19 protein-coding genes are annotated in these 17,695 nt (G+C 45.2%); 13 read left to right on the top strand and 6 right to left on the bottom strand.

Annotated elements, in window-relative coordinates; genetic code table 11:
• The first annotated feature begins 50 nt into the window (after positions 1-50).
• From AC1XTG_RS22580 to AC1XTG_RS22545, 8 genes are all read left to right on the top strand, one after another.
• Entirely contained in the window at positions 51-662 is a 612-nt protein-coding gene (locus AC1XTG_RS22580; protein WP_056286109.1) for a fumarylacetoacetate hydrolase family protein, read from the top strand.
• A gap of 50 nt (positions 663-712) precedes the next feature.
• The gene (locus AC1XTG_RS22575) at positions 713-2,671 is read left to right on the top strand and encodes a M23 family metallopeptidase (RefSeq protein ID WP_484843529.1); all 1,959 of its coding nucleotides are present in this window, start codon (positions 713-715) and stop codon (positions 2,669-2,671) included.
• Between the two features lie 3 nt (positions 2,672-2,674).
• Positions 2,675-3,133, top strand: coding sequence for a thioredoxin-dependent thiol peroxidase (bcp, locus tag AC1XTG_RS22570; RefSeq protein WP_484843528.1), 459 nt, complete (start codon positions 2,675-2,677; stop codon positions 3,131-3,133).
• Between the two features lie 104 nt (positions 3,134-3,237).
• Positions 3,238-4,095 carry a transketolase gene (locus AC1XTG_RS22565; RefSeq protein ID WP_484843527.1) on the top strand — a complete coding sequence of 286 codons (858 nt, stop codon included), beginning with the start codon at positions 3,238-3,240 and terminating at the stop codon, positions 4,093-4,095.
• A 56-nt stretch (positions 4,096-4,151) separates the two neighbouring features.
• Positions 4,152-5,111, top strand: a complete 960-nt coding sequence (locus tag AC1XTG_RS22560; protein WP_484843526.1) for a transketolase family protein — start codon at positions 4,152-4,154, stop codon at positions 5,109-5,111.
• Between the two features lie 197 nt (positions 5,112-5,308).
• Positions 5,309-5,851: an RNA polymerase sigma factor gene (locus AC1XTG_RS22555; RefSeq protein WP_056286094.1), complete on the top strand. Its 543-nt coding sequence runs from the start codon at positions 5,309-5,311 to the stop codon at positions 5,849-5,851.
• Between the two features lie 55 nt (positions 5,852-5,906).
• On the top strand, positions 5,907-6,347 hold the full coding sequence (locus AC1XTG_RS22550) for a hypothetical protein (RefSeq protein ID WP_056286091.1): 441 nt from the start codon (positions 5,907-5,909) through the stop codon (positions 6,345-6,347).
• A gap of 21 nt (positions 6,348-6,368) precedes the next feature.
• Positions 6,369-6,830 carry a hypothetical protein gene (locus AC1XTG_RS22545; protein ID WP_484843525.1) on the top strand — a complete coding sequence of 154 codons (462 nt, stop codon included), beginning with the start codon at positions 6,369-6,371 and terminating at the stop codon, positions 6,828-6,830.
• Between the two features lie 85 nt (positions 6,831-6,915).
• Here the strand turns inward: AC1XTG_RS22545 and AC1XTG_RS22540 are convergent, their stop codons facing one another.
• From AC1XTG_RS22540 to hisB, 4 genes are all read right to left on the bottom strand, one after another.
• Positions 6,916-8,493 carry a SulP family inorganic anion transporter gene (locus AC1XTG_RS22540; protein WP_484843524.1) on the bottom strand — a complete coding sequence of 526 codons (1,578 nt, stop codon included), beginning with the start codon at positions 8,491-8,493 and terminating at the stop codon, positions 6,916-6,918.
• Between the two features lie 45 nt (positions 8,494-8,538).
• Positions 8,539-9,186 (bottom strand): carbonate dehydratase, encoded by a 648-nt coding sequence (gene can / locus AC1XTG_RS22535; RefSeq protein ID WP_484843523.1) that lies wholly within the window; start codon positions 9,184-9,186, stop codon positions 8,539-8,541.
• A 98-nt stretch (positions 9,187-9,284) separates the two neighbouring features.
• Positions 9,285-9,581, bottom strand: coding sequence for a hypothetical protein (locus AC1XTG_RS22530; RefSeq protein ID WP_056286079.1), 297 nt, complete (start codon positions 9,579-9,581; stop codon positions 9,285-9,287).
• A 331-nt stretch (positions 9,582-9,912) separates the two neighbouring features.
• Positions 9,913-11,037: a bifunctional histidinol-phosphatase/imidazoleglycerol-phosphate dehydratase HisB gene (gene hisB, locus AC1XTG_RS22525; protein WP_484843522.1), complete on the bottom strand. Its 1,125-nt coding sequence runs from the start codon at positions 11,035-11,037 to the stop codon at positions 9,913-9,915.
• 183 nt (positions 11,038-11,220) lie between these two features.
• Between hisB and AC1XTG_RS22520 the strand changes: the two genes are divergently transcribed.
• The 4 genes from AC1XTG_RS22520 (at position 11,221) to AC1XTG_RS22505 (ending at position 14,842) form a co-directional block, all read left to right on the top strand.
• Entirely contained in the window at positions 11,221-11,814 is a 594-nt protein-coding gene (locus AC1XTG_RS22520; RefSeq protein ID WP_484843521.1) for a riboflavin synthase, read from the top strand.
• Positions 11,815-11,883: 69 nt separating this feature from the next.
• Entirely contained in the window at positions 11,884-12,681 is a 798-nt protein-coding gene (locus AC1XTG_RS22515; protein ID WP_056286069.1) for a PASTA domain-containing protein, read from the top strand.
• Entirely contained in the window at positions 12,656-14,518 is a 1,863-nt protein-coding gene (locus tag AC1XTG_RS22510) for a T9SS type A sorting domain-containing protein (protein WP_484843520.1), read from the top strand. The genes AC1XTG_RS22515 and AC1XTG_RS22510 overlap by 26 nt, the downstream gene beginning before the upstream one ends.
• A 24-nt stretch (positions 14,519-14,542) precedes the next feature.
• Complete coding sequence (locus AC1XTG_RS22505; RefSeq protein ID WP_056286066.1) at positions 14,543-14,842, top strand: rhodanese-like domain-containing protein; 300 nt, start codon at positions 14,543-14,545, stop codon at positions 14,840-14,842.
• A 53-nt stretch (positions 14,843-14,895) separates the two neighbouring features.
• Here the strand turns inward: AC1XTG_RS22505 and miaA are convergent, their stop codons facing one another.
• Positions 14,896-15,813 (bottom strand): tRNA (adenosine(37)-N6)-dimethylallyltransferase MiaA, encoded by a 918-nt coding sequence (gene miaA / locus AC1XTG_RS22500; protein WP_484843519.1) that lies wholly within the window; start codon positions 15,811-15,813, stop codon positions 14,896-14,898.
• 131 nt (positions 15,814-15,944) lie between these two features.
• Here miaA and AC1XTG_RS22495 point away from each other — a divergent pair, with 131 nt between their 5' ends.
• Positions 15,945-16,547 (top strand): hypothetical protein, encoded by a 603-nt coding sequence (locus tag AC1XTG_RS22495; protein WP_056286061.1) that lies wholly within the window; start codon positions 15,945-15,947, stop codon positions 16,545-16,547.
• Between the two features lie 71 nt (positions 16,548-16,618).
• Here AC1XTG_RS22495 and porN read toward each other — a convergent pair whose 3' ends face one another.
• Positions 16,619-17,680, bottom strand: a complete 1,062-nt coding sequence (gene porN, locus AC1XTG_RS22490; RefSeq protein WP_082489212.1) for a type IX secretion system ring subunit PorN/GldN — start codon at positions 17,678-17,680, stop codon at positions 16,619-16,621.
• Positions 17,681-17,695 lie beyond the last annotated feature (15 nt).

Genomic DNA, 17,695 nt, shown 5'->3' with positions numbered 1-17,695 from the left:
AGTAGTTTTGTTATTGACAGAAATACACATTCAAACCAGATTTACCTCGAATGAAAATAATTTGTGTGGGGCGGAATTATGCAGATCATATCGCGGAGCTGAACAATGCAAAACCTGATGCTCCTGTAATTTTTCTAAAACCCGAAACTGCTCAGCTGCGCCTGGGAGAGCCATTTTTTTACCCTTCATTTTCCAAAGATGTCCACCACGAAGTGGAGCTGGTGGTCAAGATCAACCGCGTTGGCAAAAATATAGAAGAGCGGTTTGCACATAAGTATTATGATGAAATTGGTGTGGGTATTGATTTCACGGCGAGGGACTTACAGTCAGAATTGAAAAGCAAGGGACTGCCCTGGGAGCTGGCAAAGGCATTCAATGGATCAGCGCCGGTTTCGGAATTCGTGCCTGTGTCCGATTTTGAGGATATCCAGAACATCAATTTCAGTCTTGATATCAATGGAGAAATAAAGCAGCAGGGCAATTCGTCGATGATGCTTTACCGGATCAATTACCTGATTTCGTTCGTATCCCGCTATTTTACATTGAAAAAAGGCGACCTGATTTTTACAGGTACGCCCAAAGGTGTGTCTGCCGTGCAGATCGGGGATAAGCTGACTGCATTCATAGAGGGCAAGAAGATGCTTGAACTATTCGTTAAGTAAACCGTATTCTTCAAGTTTATCGGCCAGCTGCGCCGCAATCACCTTCTTTCATGCATTATTGTTTCCGGACAATCGTCCGCATCAGCTTTTTTGCTTTGGGTTTTGCCATTTTTGGCGGGGCTGGATTTGCCCAAAAACTGTCCTACCAGAAAGATTATTACCAGTTTCCGATCCGGCCGGGACTTCCTAATTCGCTTGCAGGCGGACTTGGTGATCTCCGGAGCAACCACTTTCATGCCGGTCTGGATATCCGCACGGAGCAGCGCGAAGGATTGCCGGTTTATGCCGCGGCAGAAGGTTATGTGTACAAAGTAGGTATACAGCGGAGCGGCTACGGCAATGTGATCTATCTCAGGCATCCCAATGGACAAACAACCGTTTACGGCCATTTGTTGAAATTCAGTGAGCCGCTGGCCAGCTACGTCCGGGAAGAGCAATATAAGAAGCAGACTTTTGAGATAGAGCTGTCTCCGGAGGAAGGTAGGTTTGCTGTTAAAAAGGGCGAAGTAATCGCTCTCTCAGGAAACACTGGCGGATCGGCGGGACCGCATTTGCACTTTGAAATCCGCGATTCCAAAAACAATTATCTTAATCCACTGTACTTCGGGTTTAAGGAGATCAGGGATGTAACCCCTCCCAAATTCGTCAACCTCGCCATTCGTCCGCTCGATATCAATGGAAGAGTGAATGGGCAATTTGACAGAAAGGTATATGCGCCTGTAAAGCTTGCTGACGGATCATATCGCCTGAAAGATCCCGTAAGTGCGACAGGAATGATCGGCTTTGATCTTGTAGCACATGATCAGATGACAGGAACGGGCTTCCGGTACGGGCTGCAATGCATTGAGATCAGAATGGACGGTCAGGAGGTTTTTTCTTACAACATCGAAATTTTCCCCAGTACCTCCACCAGGGACTACAACAACCTGATCGATTACGAAACCGAACAGGCGACAGGGCAGCGGTTTCTGAAATGTTATGTTCCTGACGGGAATACTTTTAACCTCTACAAAACCAATGCGTTTCAAGGTAAGCTGAACATTACCGATACGCTGAGCCACGAGGTGAGTATCAGAATTTCAGATTCTTATGAGAATGCTTCCGAGCTGCTGTTTACCATTAAAGGCGAGCCCAGTAATCCTCCTTTGCGGGTAGATACCACAGAGGTGCGCCCCGAGTGGGTTCAAACGGACGTCCAGGAAAATACATTGGTCGTGAAAGCGAAGTATTACCGGAGCACGCTCCCATTTGCGACCTATTTTGTTGATGGTAAGGAAGTCAAAAAGGAGCCGGACCTTTATGCCAGTGACGCAGCTGTTTTTCTGACGGATTTAAGGAAATACCGCCCGGATTCTGTGAAAGTGGCCAATACTACTGTCAAAACTTACCTGAGAAGCCAGATTTTTCCTGCAGTAGCCTCTTCCTACAAAGCGGAAAAGTGGAGTGTGAACTTCAAGAACACCAGTTTATTCGATACCCTCTTCCTGACCGGGCAGCAGAATTTCAATGCTTTGACAATCAACAACCGCGGCACTGCATTGAACGATTACATTTCAGTCGCATTCACGCCCGAGAAAGTACCTGAGAATAAGGAGAAAACGAGAGTTTACAGGTATCTTAATGGAGATTACCGGTTCCTGGGCGGGACATGGAACAATGATCAGATTGAATTTGACACCAGGGAACTGGGTACTTTCGTGATCATGGCAGATACAATGCCCCCGAAAGTACGCCTGACCGAACATAGTAAAACGCGCATTACCGGTTTTATCAGCGATCCTACCTCGGGTATAGAAAGCTTTAATGCTTTTGTAAACGGAGAATGGGTGCTCTTAAACTACGATTATAAAAAAGCATATATATGGTCTGAAAAACTGGACAAGACCAGGCTTTTCGAAGGCGAGCTTGTGCTGGAAGTAAAGGACAGGGCGGGAAATAGTACTATCTTGCGAACAGAAATTACCGAACCGGTTGTTATCCGTAAGAAGGTAAATAAACGTAAAAAGTAAACTATGGCAATTGAGGCAGGAGAACCCGCACCCGCATTTTCAGCAAAAGACCAGGATGGTAACGAAGTAAAACTTTCGGATTTCAAGGGAAAAAAACTGGTTCTTTACTTTTATCCAAAAGACGATACCCCAACCTGCACAACGCAGGCCTGTAACCTTCGGGACAACTACGATGTGTTGATCAAAAAAGGTTATAGTGTGCTCGGTGTCAGTGTCGATGATCAGAAATCACATTTAAAATTCATCAAAAAGCATAACCTGCCTTTCTCGCTTCTTTCCGATACCGATCACCAAATGGTGGAAGCTTATCAGGTTTGGGGCGAAAAAACGAATTTTGGACATACTTATATGGGTATAATCCGCACTACTTTCGTCATTAATGAAGAAGGTGTCATCGAGGAGGTAATCCAGAAGGTAGAGGCCAAAAATCACGCAGGTCAAATTCTTGGTAAAACTGAATAATTATAAGTCATTTTGCCAGTCCGATTAAGCTGACATTTGCCTGGCTAAGTCACTCATCGCGAGGACGGCCGGATTTAACATAGTCCAATAGAAAATCGATAAAAATGGAAATTGAACAACTAGAAAAAGTAGCTTCACAAGTTCGCAGGGACATTGTACGCATGGTGCATGGCTGCCAGTCGGGTCACCCGGGCGGTTCTCTCGGCTGTACCGAATTGTTAGTAGCGCTGTACTTCGAGCGGATGAAACTGAAAGAGGCAGACGGCAAGCCCGTTTTTGATATGAACGGAACAGATGAAGATCTGTTTTTTCTTTCAAATGGCCATATTTCTCCGGTATGGTACAGCACTTTGGCCCGTCGCGGCTATTTCCCGGTTGAGGAAATGGCTACTTTCCGCAAGCTGGATTCAAGATTACAAGGTCACCCGACCACGCACGAGCATTTGGAAGGTATCCGCATTGCATCCGGTTCACTGGGACAGGGAATGTCTGTGGCGATTGGCGCTGCATTGGCGAAAAAGCTGAATGGAGACAAAGGCCTGGTATACGTGTTAATGGGAGACGGCGAGCAGCAGGAAGGCCAGGTTTGGGAAGCAGCTACTTTTGCGCCGCACCACCAGGTTGACAATCTGATTGCATTTATCGATTTGAACGGACAGCAGATCGACGGTCCTACCGTGAAGGTGATGAATAACCTTGATCTTGGTAAAAAATACGAAGCATTTGGCTGGGAAGTGATTTCCATTGAAGAAGGAAATGATATGGCAGCGGTGCTGAAAGGTTTGTACGAGGCAAAAAGCCGCCTTGGTCACGGCAGACCTATTATGGTCCTGCTCCACACCGGAATGGGCTTTGGTGTTGACTTTATGATGGGCAGCCACAAATGGCACGGCGTTGCGCCAAATGATGAGCAGCTGGCAGCAGCACTGGGTCAATTGGAAGAGAGTTTGGGAGACTATTAATATCGGATAACCCAAATTTCTTTAAGCCATTCTATTATTTATAAGATATCAAACTCATGAAAAAATACACCTTCACTGAAAAGAAAGATACCCGCTCGGGTTTTGGTGCCGGAATGCACGTTTTGGGTCAGCAAAATCCAAATGTAGTTGCACTTTGCGCTGACTTGGTGGGCTCTTTGAAGTTAGAGCCATTTATTAAAGAAAACCCTGAACGTTTTGTTCAATGCGGGATTTCGGAAGCGAATATGATCGGTATCTCTGCCGGTTTGACAATTGGTGGTAAAATCCCTTTTGCAACTACTTTCGCCAACTTTGCGACAGGCCGTGTTTACGATCAGATCCGCCAGAGTGTAGCGTATTCTGGCAAAAATGTGAAAATCTGCGCATCTCACGCAGGCTTGACATTGGGAGAAGATGGTGCTACCCACCAGATTTTGGAAGATATCGGGATGATGAAAATGCTGCCAGGAATGACAGTAATCAATCCTTGTGACTACAACCAGACCAAAGCCGCTACCATTGCGATTGCGGAATATGAAGGTCCTGTGTACCTGCGTTTCGGCCGGCCGGTTATCCCTGTATTCACAGATGCAGACCAGAAATTCGAGATCGGGAAAGCGTGGATGGTGAACGAAGGAACTGATGTCAGCATTTTCGCGACCGGCCACATGGTTTGGGAAGCAATCCAGGCTGGCGAGTTGCTGGAAGCAGAAGGTATCAATGCTGAAATTATCAACATTCACACCATTAAGCCGCTTGACGAAGAAGCTGTACTTAAATCTGTGGAAAAAACAGGTTGCGTAGTTACAGCCGAAGAGCATAACCGCATTGGCGGACTTGGTGACAGCGTTGCGCAGGTTCTGGTGAAAAACAAGCTGGCTCCCCAGGAATATGTAGCTGTGGACGATAGCTTTGGCGAAAGCGGAACACCAACTCAGCTTTTGGAAAAATACGGATTAACAGCCAAACACATTGTGGAAGCTGCCAAGCGTGCGATTGCCAGAAAGCAGGCATAACGCATTTACATTATAAAATCAGAAGTTGTTGATAGAGCCCGGTGGGAAGTGAAACACGTCTTTCGCTCCCGCCGGGCTCAATTTTTGTTTGATGAAATGGAAAAATAAACTATTATTGACTTACGTTGATTCCCATTTGAGCGGCAATGCTACCCACGCTGCGCTGGCGAATGAACTTTCAGGTTAGAACCTTTTAAATGTCTGACGAAGAATTATTATCCCTTTTTGCAAATCCGGAAACGCGTCGAAATGCGTTTAATCAGCTTGTACGAAAGTACCAGCAAAAAGTATATTGGCTGGTGCGCAAAATGGTTATCGACCACGATGATGCAAACGATGTTACTCAGGACGTATTCATTAAAGCCTGGACTGCGCTCGAAAATTTTCGGGGAGATGCCAAGCTATACACGTGGCTGTACCGCATTGCCAGTAACGAGGCGATCAACTTTTTGAACAAAAAGAGAAGAAAGTACTTCGTGCCGATTTATGATGTTGAAAACGAACTGGCGGAGAAGCTGGAAGCAGATCCGGAAGTTAGCGGCGATGCGATTCAGCTAAAATTGCAAAAAGCGATATTGAAATTGCCCGAAAAGCAGCGGCTTGTTTTCAACCTTAAATACTTTGAAGAGCTACCGTATGAAGAGATTTCAGAGATAACCGGGACATCAGTTGGCGCATTGAAAGCTTCTTATCACTGGGCTTCAAAAAAAATTGAGGATTATTTAAATGACAATGATTAAACTATTTGCGCCGCAAAGAGTCAAACTTCCGAATAAGTAAAAATTATTAATAACTATGGATAAGGGACGTATACGATTGGAAGATATCCGGAAGGAGGTTCCATTTTCGGTGCCCGAGGACTATTTCGATAAGTTGCCTCAACAAATTCAATCCAGGATACCTGCTGAGCCGGTGCGAAAACCTGTTATCAGTTGGAACTGGCAGCGGGTGACCGGCCTGGTTTCGGCAATGGCGATCATCCTTGTTCTGGTTTGGGTAACTGTTCCCGAGCGGCAGGGATCTCTCGGCCAGGAACCTTTGAGCGATGTGAGCAATGCTTCCATTATCAATTACCTGGAAGAAGAAAATATCAGCTACTATGATTTAAGTGAACATAAAGTTGTTCAAAAAGCTTTTGATACGGACTCAACAGTTTTGTATTATCTGGATGGACTTGACGACGATGTGATCCGTCAGCAAATCCAGGAATCGGTTACTGCACAAGAAACCATCTGACCCTAACAGCATCAAGAAAAAATGAAGGTTAAGCTTATTACCCGGAGATATCTGAACATCCTTTGCGGCCTTGTTATGATTGTGGCCGCAGCTTCCAATGTGAATGCGCAGCATCGGTCAGAAGAAGAAATCAAGAGGATACAGGACGCAAAAGTGGCAATTATAACAAACCGGCTGAACCTGACACCGGAACAGTCGGCAGGTTTTTGGCCTGTTTATAATGAATATTCGCAGAAGCGCCGTGAAATCCACCGCTCTCAACGGAAGATTATCAACGACAAGAAGGCCGAAGGGAAAACCGATGACCAAGTTCTGAATAATCTGAAAGAAGTGCAGGATTTGCGGCAGAAAGAACTGGACCTTGAAAAAGAATACCAGAGCAAGTTTCTGAAAACCATTACAGCAGCCCAGGTTATTGAATTGTATAAAGCGGAACGCACATTCAACGATATGTTGATCCAGCGCCTGAAACAACGTAATTAGCGTACCTGATACATTCGAACTATTACAAAAAGAATCCCACAACCGTGAACCGGTTGTGGGATTTTCTTATAACCGCATTCTGGTTTTAATGGCCTCCAACAGTCTGGACGTCATTGATACCTCTTGTTTCCACGGTAATGTTTCGCAAGGGGGCAGAATGCTTTTTGAAGTCCTGGATAATTTCGAGGACATCATAGTCGATGTTAAGCGACTTGCTACCATCTATGACCACCGTAGCTCCGTCTGGCAGGTTTTCCAGTGTCGCACTGATACTTCCTTTGTTCAGGAAAGTCACTTCTTCCGACAATATCAATGTAATCACCTCACCTTCACGGTGCTGCTCTTTGACATAGTGGTAGGAGTGCTGGTAATTCTTTCTCAGAATAAAGTAGATCGCGACTACCATTCCCACAGCGATGCCTTTGAGCAAATCTGTACTTAGAATGGCGATAATGGTAACTATAAACGGGATAAACTGCTCTTTACCCAATCGGTACATTCCCTGATAAAGCGAGAATTTAGAGAGCTTGTACCCTACCATTAACAGAATAGCTGCAAGAGATGCCAGCGGAATGTAATTCAGGAATTTCGGGATCAATACGGCCGATAGCAGAAGAATTGTACCGTGTATAATGGTACTCATCCGGGTACGGCCGCCTGAGTCGATATTGGCAGAACTGCGCACGATAACCTGTGTTACAGGTAACCCTCCGATCAAACCCGACGTCATATTCCCGATACCCTGCGCAATCAGCTCGCGGTTAGTAGGAGTGCTGCGCTTGAAGGGATCAAGCTTGTCGGTTGCTTCAACAGAAAGGAGTGTTTCAAGGCTCGCTACAATTGCCAGGGTCAACCCTATGGTATATACTTCTACTCTTTGAAAGGCAGAGAAATCAGGTGTTTTGAAGAACCCGAAGAACTCGCGGGCATTTGTTGCAACAGGCAGCTGCACCATGTGTTCGCCTGAAAGCGTCCATGCAGGCATTAATGTGGCATAAACCAGATTTAATGCAACCCCTATCAACACAACAAACAATGCGCCCGGCACAAAGCGGAAAAACTGGATCCGTTTCATGAAAGGCTTGTCGAACAGGATCAGTAATCCGAGCGAGACCGCAGAAATAATGATTGCGCCGGTACTGCTGTACCTTACGGAGTTCCAGATTTCAGTAAACGTATTCTGCCCGTCTTTCTGATTGAATGCCTCATCGCCCATGAAATCTGCATCGTACCCGAAAGCATGAGGGATTTCTTTGAGGATCAGGGTGATACCAATAGCAGCGAGCATTCCCTTGATCACCGATGAAGGGAAATAGTACCCGATGATTCCCGCCTTTAGCAGACCGGCAATAACCTGCAAAGCACCTGCTATGACTACCGCCAGGAGGAAGGCTTCAAAGCTGCCCAACGTTTCAAGCGCATTTAAAACGATCACAACAAGTCCGGCAGCCGGGCCTGCAACACCTAACGAAGATCCGCTGAGCGCGCCTACTACAATCCCGCCTATCATTCCGGCAATAATCCCTGAGAAAAGCAGGTCGGACCTGCCGGTAGAGGCGAGTGCCACGCCGAGGCAAAGTGGTAGTGCCACCAGGTACACGACGAGCCCGGAGGGGAAATCGTATTTGAGGTTGGAGAACAAACTCTTATTTTTCAAAGACATACGACTGATTCGAAAGGATTGTTAGTTTTTATTTTTGTAGTTAGCCTAAACGAGTTGAAGACTTTCCAGCCGGTATACATCCTCAAAATCGTTGGTGTTGCCTGCTGTCACATCAAGGTCTTGCAGGATACCTGAGCCGATGTCGTAAACAACTCCATGAACTTGGAGCGCCTTCCCGTTTGACCAGGCATTTTGTACAATGCTGGTTTTGGCAAGACCACGTACCTGCTCGATCACATTAAGTTCAACAAGTCTGTTGCTGCGCAGTTGAAGATCAGAAATAGCGTTGAGCTCTTTCTGGTGCAGCCTGTAAACGTCTTTGATGTGACGTAACCAGTTGTCGATCAATCCCACCTGCTTGTTGCCCATTGCGGTAAGTACACCACCGCAACCATAATGTCCGCAAACAATAATGTGGATTACACCAAGCACATTCACGGAGTAATCGAGTACGCTCAGCATACTCATGTCTGTGTGGATCACCATGTTGGCGATGTTACGGTGTACGAAGATATCCCCTGGCTGGGTGCCTGTCAGGGCATTTGCCGGAACGCGGCTATCTGAGCAACCGATCCACAAAAACTTAGGACTTTGGCCTTTCGCCAGGTTGTTAAAAAAGTCTGGATTTTCCTGGGTAGTATCGTTAACCCACTTCTTATTGTTTTCAAAAAGCTGCTGATATGACTTGACCATGATCTCTGATTAGTATAAAAATAAAAGGATATAGTCCTAGCTTCGAATGGACAACAATTATCCATAGAATGCTGGAATATTTACTAAATCGGGGGAAATCAGATCAGCTCCGGAGGTGGGGAGAGCAGATTATAAACAATGTCATTCCGAAAACTGATAGCGTACAGGAAGGAGTTTTTCGGTGGAATGGACAGGGAGAAATGGTCGAATTGAACTGCATGATCAGTGAAGAGCTGATCGTCGGTCATTTTTTCAGCTTCCGTCTTTTCATTATCACAGGTACCGGTATCGCAAACCACAGACATTTTGCTTTTGGCAAGCAAAATACTTGCTACATCTGTGGCTTTACAGATGAGAAAGGTCGTAAGCAGTATGAGACAAAGTGTTCTGAGCAATGTATTTCAGATTTGAGGAAGCGAGTTGGTAACGCCTGGTTGGGCTAAAACGTTCTTTCCCAGGTAATTTATTGCAGACGGTGTACAAAATATGTTACTACTGCAATATCAGCGGAGACAAAAAAAGGGCAATGAAGCCCTGTTACTTATTGGTTTTCCAATTCTTTTCATTGTTCTCAAGCCAGCGCCCCACGAGAAATGCGGAACCCAGTAGAACAATATAGAAAACGATCATTATTATTGTCATTCCCATAATTAATCAATTAAATAGACTTTTTTGACTTGGACAAAAATAGGTAAAAAATGCAAATGGAATCTATTTCAACAAAATTTAAAGTACCCCTTTTGTTGACGGCATAAAATCCAAAGCCTTCATATCGCGACGCACAGCCATTTTGATCGCCTTGGCAAAGGCTTTAAAAACAGACTCAATCTTGTGGTGCTCATTATCGCCTTCGACTTTGATATTCAGGTTAGACAAAGACGTGTCCGAGAATGATTTGAAAAAGTGAAAGAACATTTCCGTAGGCATTTCACCGATTTTCTCGCGCTTGAACTCCGCATCCCACACAATCCACGGCCGGCCTGAGAAATCAATGGCTACTTGCGCAAGCGCTTCGTCCATTGGAAGCAGGAACCCATACCTGTTGATACCCCTTTTGTCGCCGATCGCCTGGCGGTAAGCTTCGCCCAATGCAAGTGCAGTGTCTTCAATCGTGTGGTGCTCATCTATGTGCAGATCACCGGCAACGCGGATAGAAAGATCGGCACCTGAATGCCGGGCAAGCTGATCAAGCATGTGATCGAAGAAGCCCAGGCCCGTGTGAATATCGGACCGGCCGCTGCCGTCGAGGTTCAGCTCTATTTTGATCTGTGTTTCTTTTGTATTTCGCTCCACGGACGCAATCCGGGAAGGTAATTTCAAATGTTCATAAATCGTATCCCAGTCCGTTGTGATCAATGCAGTCGCGGATTTCATCTGGTCCGAGATACTGTTATCTGGAAAAGATTCAGCAAACAGAATTGCTTTTGCACCCAGATTTACGGCCAGTTGAACGTCGGTCAGCCTGTCACCGATTACGTAACTGTTCGCAAGATCGTATTCTTCCGTCAGGTAGGACGTCAGCATGGCAGTGCCGGGCTTGCGCGTGGGCAGGTTATCCTCAGGGAAGCTTCTGTCCACGTGGATAGCAGCGAAGTTGATATTTTCACCTGCCAGTGTTTGAAGCATTTTGTTGTGAGCGGGCCAGAAAGTAGGCTCGGGAAACGAGTCAGTCCCCAGACCATCCTGATTGGTTACCATCACCAGTTCGTAGTCAGTTTCTTCTGCTATTTTCCTAAGATTTGAGATCGTTTTGGGTAAGAATTCTAGTTTTTCAAGCGAGTCAACCTGAAAATCGGTTTTTGGTTCTACGATAATCGTCCCGTCCCGGTCAATAAATAGTACTTTTTTCATTCGTCAAATAGTAAGAAGATAGCGGTTATATCCGAACTGCCCGGCTGTGATTTCCTGCAAAGTTCGCAAAGAAAGGGAAATTGAAAAGCTATCAGAGCGAATGTAGGCGAGTTTAACGCATTTATTAAGAATAACAGTGCGCGAGAAATCTTAACTTTGGCTTTCAAACTTGACTTGAATAGGATGTTTACAGGAATTGTTGAAGCACTGGCCGACGTAGTGAAGATGGAGCAGGAGGGTACTAATAAGACATTTACATTGTCTTCTTCCATTGCAACAGAATTTAAAATCGATCAGAGTATCAGTCACAACGGGGTTTGTCTGACGGTGGTAGCAGTTGACGGTACAAACTATCAGGTAACCGCCATTGAAGAAACCCTTTCCAAAACAAATCTGGGAGAGCTGGTGTCAGGCAGCAAGGTCAATTTGGAAAGATGTATGCCCGCCAATGGTCGTTTTGACGGACACATTGTACAGGGGCATGTAGATCAGACGGGCATTTGCACCAATGTGGAAGAAAGAGATGGCAGCTGGCTCTTCGACTTTGAGTACGATAGTGCAACGGGCAATATTACCGTTGAAAAGGGTTCCATTTGCATCAATGGCGTGAGTCTCACGGTATTCAATTCGGAGAAGAATGCATTCAGGGTGGCGATTATACCTTACACTTATTCCTTCACGAATTTTCACTCATTGAGACCAGGCGATTCTGTTAATCTGGAATTTGATATTTTAGGTAAATACATTAAAAGAATTCTTGGCGCTTATACAGTTTAGGATATTGGCTTCTAACATTATTACGTTTATTTTTACCCGTATATCATATTTCGTGCATCAGATACATTCATGGCCAAGATAAGTACGCAGTCCAAAAAGGACCTCTTCATACATATAGGAATAATTGTCTCGCTGCTTCTGGTAATTTTTCTCGGTTTTTTCTTTGTATACCTTCCTTTTACAACCAATCACGGCGAAGCAGTCACCGTTCCTGATCTGAAAAAGAAAAGCGTGGCGGATCTGGAAGAGTTTCTGGATACCCGTGACCTGCGTTATGAAGTGGATTGCACATTTGTTGCCAATATCGCTCCGCTGACCATTATTGCCCAGTATCCGCCTCCGGGAGCGAAAGTGAAAGAAGGCAGGAAGATATATGTGACGGTAGTTTCTAACACAGCCCCGCTGATCAAAATGCCGAAGTTGACGGATATGACGCACAGGAGTGCTCAGCTGCTGCTGAAAAGCGTTGGGCTGGAAGAAGGAAATATCTCCTACGTACCAGATATGGCGCAGAATGCGGTTTTGCGGCAAATGTATAATGGCAAAGAAATTCTGCCCGGCCAGCCAATTACCAAAGGTTCGAAAATCGATCTTGAATTGGGAGAAGGTTTGGGTACGGCACAATTTGAAGCTCCTTCTGTGATCGGAATGCCGCTCGATGAAGCTAAGATTGCGATTATCGGTTCAGGGTTGAAAGTAGGTCAGCAAATGGAGGTTCAGGCCGAAGAAGGTCAGGCGCCGGGATCGGTTGTAAGACAAAACCCTGATGCAGGCAATAATGTGAGAATAGGGGATGTAATTGATCTTTGGGTAACGCCGCAGTCTTTGGAACCAACTGAGAATGAAACAAACCAGCCTGAGCAATAGCCTGTTTAAAATTCAAAAGAAAGTTGCCGTCCTTTTTTGGATACTGCTGCTGGTACAGTGCCAATCTCTCTATGCACAGCTAAGGATTGTGCCGATTGATCAGTCAAATAATACAGATACCAGAAGAGGTAGTGAAGAAAATAACCTGAGAACTGAGGCAGTAACTTTGCCTTTCTTCGATGATTTTTCAACAGCCCGCACTGCATCTCCGGACACAAAGTACTGGCTTCCGGGAAGCGGCGTCTACATCAACAATTCGCTATCTACTTCGCATCCTTCGCGTAATCTGGCCACATTTGATGGACTTAATGCAGCTGGCATACCTTACAACCTGAACAATCAGCTGGGCCAGGGCTTCACTGACACACTGACTTCACAAGCGATTAATCTTGCTGGTAAAACTGCTGCTGACTCGGTTTATCTGAGCTTTTATTGGTCTGCAAAAGGCTTCGGCGAACTACCTGATTCCAGCGATTTCCTGAGCCTGGAGTATTTCAACCGAAATAATCAATGGGTAAATGTCTGGCAGCAGAACGGATTTGAAGCAGATACTACATTCAAACAGCAGTTTGTTGCAATCACAAACGCAGCATATTTGCACGCTGCTTTTCAATTTCGTTTTCGGAGTTTTGGCCGCAATTCAGGCGCTTACGACACCTGGCACCTGGACTATGTGCATCTGGATGCAAAAAGGTCCCGAAAGCAGCCGTACATCTTTGATGTAGCTACCCGCAAGGCGATCTCGCCACTTTTGAAAAGGTACACTGCTATGCCGCTGCGCCAGTATCTTGTTAATCCAGCCGCCGCATTGTCCGACTCTATCAAGACAGACATTGTAAATCATTTCAATAATTTTAATGTCCTCACCAGCACATTTACTTTAACTGACGTAAGATCAGGGAAGGAATTTCAGCGGAATGTGCAAAGGTCGATTTTTGTAGAATCATTGAAATCAAAGACACTGAGTGTAAAGCCTGCGCCTGCGGCTATTAGTGCCCCCGGTGACTCCATTCATTTGTTAGCGAAGTTTTTCATCACAACTACGGACACGATCCCGAATGTCAATCTGAAAAATAACGACACGATTACCTCACGCATTTCTCTAACAGACTATTTTGCATTTGACGATGGAAGTGCGGAGTACGGGATTCAGGTAAATCAGAGATTGGGCCGTGTAGCTGTGCGCTACATTTTGACCAAACCTGATACGATCGGTGGAGTCAGAATGGCGATTGTTCCATTCAACAGGGATGTGGCAGGACAGAACTTTACGATACAGTTTTTAAGCAGTAAAAATGGAAGACCGGACCGGGTTCTGGCACAAAGATCAGCCGCTGCTTCCTACGCATCGGACCGGAACGGATTTGCGGACTACCGGTTGAGCACGCCTGTTGCAGTACCTGATACCTTTTACGTTGGCTGGCAGCAGATCAACGAGCAACCGTTGACCGTAGGTTTTGACAGAAATTCAACATTGGGGAAGGATCATGTTTTCTATAACCTGGGAACCGAATGGGCCAGGGAGCAATCTTTAAACGGAAGTATAATGATCCGTCCGTATCTCGGTGCAAAAGCGCTGGGAGTAGTGACGGGCAGGGAAGAAGTTGCGACTGAGAACTGGTTCTATCCAAACCCAAGTAATGGTACTATCAGCTGGAAGGCTAAAAATTTAAACCAGATCTACATCTATTCAAATGATGGCAAGTTATTAGATACAATTTTGCCGAAACGTGATCAGCAATCGCAGGAGTTGAGGGGATTAAAGGACGGGATTTATATTCTGAAAGCTTCGGACGGGAAACGATCATTTGTACAAAAAATGTTAATATTGAAATAGCTAATCAGTAAACAAATTATCGAAATGGATATAACTGTTGAAGAACTTAAAAAGAGACTGGATGATGGTGAGGACCTTCATTTCTACGATGTACGTGAAGAACATGAGTATGAAGAAGATAATCTGGGTGCTAAATTGATTCCCCTGGGCGAGCTTCCGGATCATCTTGACGAGCTTGAACCATTGAAGAACGAAGAAATCATTATTCACTGCCGGTCAGGCGCGAGAAGTGGCAAGGCTGCCAAATTTCTTGAATCACAGGGTTACACGAATGTGAGAAATGTAACAGGCGGCATTCTCGCCTACCGTGAGCTTGAAGATTGATTAAGGTCAAAAGAAGTAAATGGCGATTTACAAACCTGTAGATCGCCATTTTTTTATGCAGATAGGTGAGTACTTATATATGCACGAATAGTATCATAGTCATCTACGTCGAACCATTTAAAGTTGCCCTGGTGTCGGAACCAGGTGAGTTGTCTTTTAGCGTATCTTCTTGAATTTTGCTTTAAGAGCCGGATCATTTCGGATTCATCGTATTTGTTGTCAAGAAACTCAAATACCTCTTTGTAGCCGACGGTCTGCAAAGCCTGGTGTGAGCGGTAAGGAACCAAGCTTTTTACTTCATCTACTAACCCGTCTTGCAGCATGATATCAATGCGCTTGTCAATTCGGTTATACAGTTCCGTACGGTCGCGATTCACTGCAATGCAAATGGGCTCGAAATCCCTACTTTTCACATTCCTTAATTTGTACTCACTGATTGGCGTGCCGGTTGTATAATATACTTCAAGCGCACGAATCACCCTTTGTGGATTGGATAGCTCGCTGGTAGCAGCAAAACCCGGATCAACAGCAGCAATCTCTTTTTGAAGAACATCCAAGCCTTCTGCGACTAACTTATCAGTTAATTTCTCGCGCAGCCCTGGTGCAGGTGCCGGAAGATCATCCAGGCCTTCCAGTACAGCTTTTATATAGAATCCCGAGCCGCCTGTCATGATCATATAGTCAGAATGCTCAAAATGCGCTTTCAGGAGCTTGATTACATCGCGCTCGAAGTCTCCCGCACTGTATGTTTGCTGAATGGAATGGGAGTTAATAAAATGATGAACAACTTGCCGGAGTTCTTCCGTACTCGGTTTGGCAGTACCGATGTTCAGCTCACGAAAGAATTGACGGGAGTCGGCAGAGATTATTTCTGTATCTAAATCGAGTCCCAATTTCACTGATAATGCTGTTTTTCCAACAGCCGTCGGGCCTGCAATTACGATAAGCTTTTTCTTTCCGGTATTCGGCATTACGAGAAGGATTAGTGACTTTTTTTCTATAATTTATGGGTCAAACTGCTTAGGCTTCGTCACTTTAACAAATCCTTGCGTATTTATTTTAAATCTTTTCTTTTCAATTCACATTCTAAACGTAAACAACTATGTTGAAAAAATTATTACTATTTGCCTGGATCGGAGTGATGGTTCTAGCAGTTAGCAGTTGCGAAGGTCCGGAAGGTCCAGCCGGCCCGAAAGGAGATACTGGTGCAGCCGGCCCCGCGGGTCCTGCTGGCCCTGCCGGTGAAGATGGCGAGGATGGAACGGGCAGTGGTATGTCAGGGTCTGTTATCGCATTTATGGGTGAGATTGAAACCGACACTTCAGGAAATATGATTGTTGGGGACACAGCCTTTTTTGCTGATGCCACCGACGAGGAGATACTTAGTTTCGAGAAGGGGATGTTCCAGGTGTTTTTGAAAGACAATGGCGCTTACTTCCCGGTTCCTGGGTATGTACTTTTTGAAGACGAAGCAATTAGTTACGGCTATTACTACCAGATTGACGGGAATGGTTTGTATTTCCCTATTTTCAGAACTTCTGCGGCAGATAACCCGCAACGTTCATTTGAAGAGGTTCGTGTAGTATTTATCCCGGCTCTCAATGCAGGTAAACAAAATGCGAATGTAAACTGGAAAAATTACGACGAAGCAGTTAAGGCACTTGGTTTGACTGAAGCTGATGTAAAGGTGATCCGCAAGAAGTAACTCACGATCGTTTATAAAAAGAGAGAGCCGAAATCAATCGATTTCGGCTCTCTCTTTTTACTATCATTCTCTTAATATTCCCAGAGACCGTGTTCCAGCTCCATTAACTCTTGTTCGTAATTAAGGGATTTGATCAACGCTTCTTTTTCGCCATTATAGATATCTAAAAACGCTTTATCGTTTGCATTTGAGAACTTGGTGATCCTTCCGTAGAACAAGCGAAGGTCAAATGCGTCAGCCAGGTTCTTGTTTTGCGCTGTGTTATGCGTGTTGTACCAGATATACTTCTTAGGATCGCTTCTGAACAATCTCTCTACGTCTTTGTAGCGGAAAGAAGCAACAGGAATCTCCAAGCCAGTAGCTGTTTGTTCAGCAGGCAGGATGATCGTAAGCGTCTGAATATCGTTGTAAAGTCTTGATCTCTTCTTGTCAAAAGTCCAATCTTCTTTGATCTCCAGAATGCTAAGCTGCTCAGGGAAGTACTCTTCTTCAGTTGCTGCTACCTGCGTGTCAAAAGATGTTGAATCCGGCTTAGGTTGTTCAACTACCGGCGGCTCTTCTTTTGCTACCTGCGCATTTTTAGCACCTTTTTTGGTTGATTTCTTCTTTGGAGGACCCCAGCCATCATCTACCGGCTCGGCCTCTTTCTTTGCAGCTGCACCCCAGCTATCGTCAGCAGGCTGTGCTTGCTTGGCAGGTTCTGCTGCTGGCTTAGCGCCCCAGCCATCATCTGTTTTAGCAGGTGCACCAAATCCTGCGGCGATCTCTTCTGCAGATAATCCCGCAGTTTGATTAGGGATCAGAATACGTTTATGAAGTTCGTCACCCGTGATCTTTGTTGCGCAGGAATCATTTGTATATGCATCAATCAGCCCTGCTTTTGCAGCATCCAATAGATAACGTGTAATCTCATTGTTTTTTGAGAACATGGAAATGTTCTGCTTTTCTTTAAGATCCACCCTTCTCCAAAGCGTCCTTTTCATCATCACATCTCCATCTGCAATAGGACGTGACGAGAAAACATTAGCAGTCGAATCCTCTTTCTCCTGTGCGAATGCAGACCCTGAAATCAGGGACAAGGATAATAAAGACCATGCAATCGTTTTTCCATTCATTCTTCTCATATCGTGCATAAGTTGTATTGTCCA

The sequence above is a fragment of the Dyadobacter sp. HNCC25DJ183 genome, from assembly GCF_056895175.1.
The sequence above is the reverse complement of the archived record's forward strand: the minus strand, read 5'-3'. Positions and strand labels throughout refer to the sequence as shown.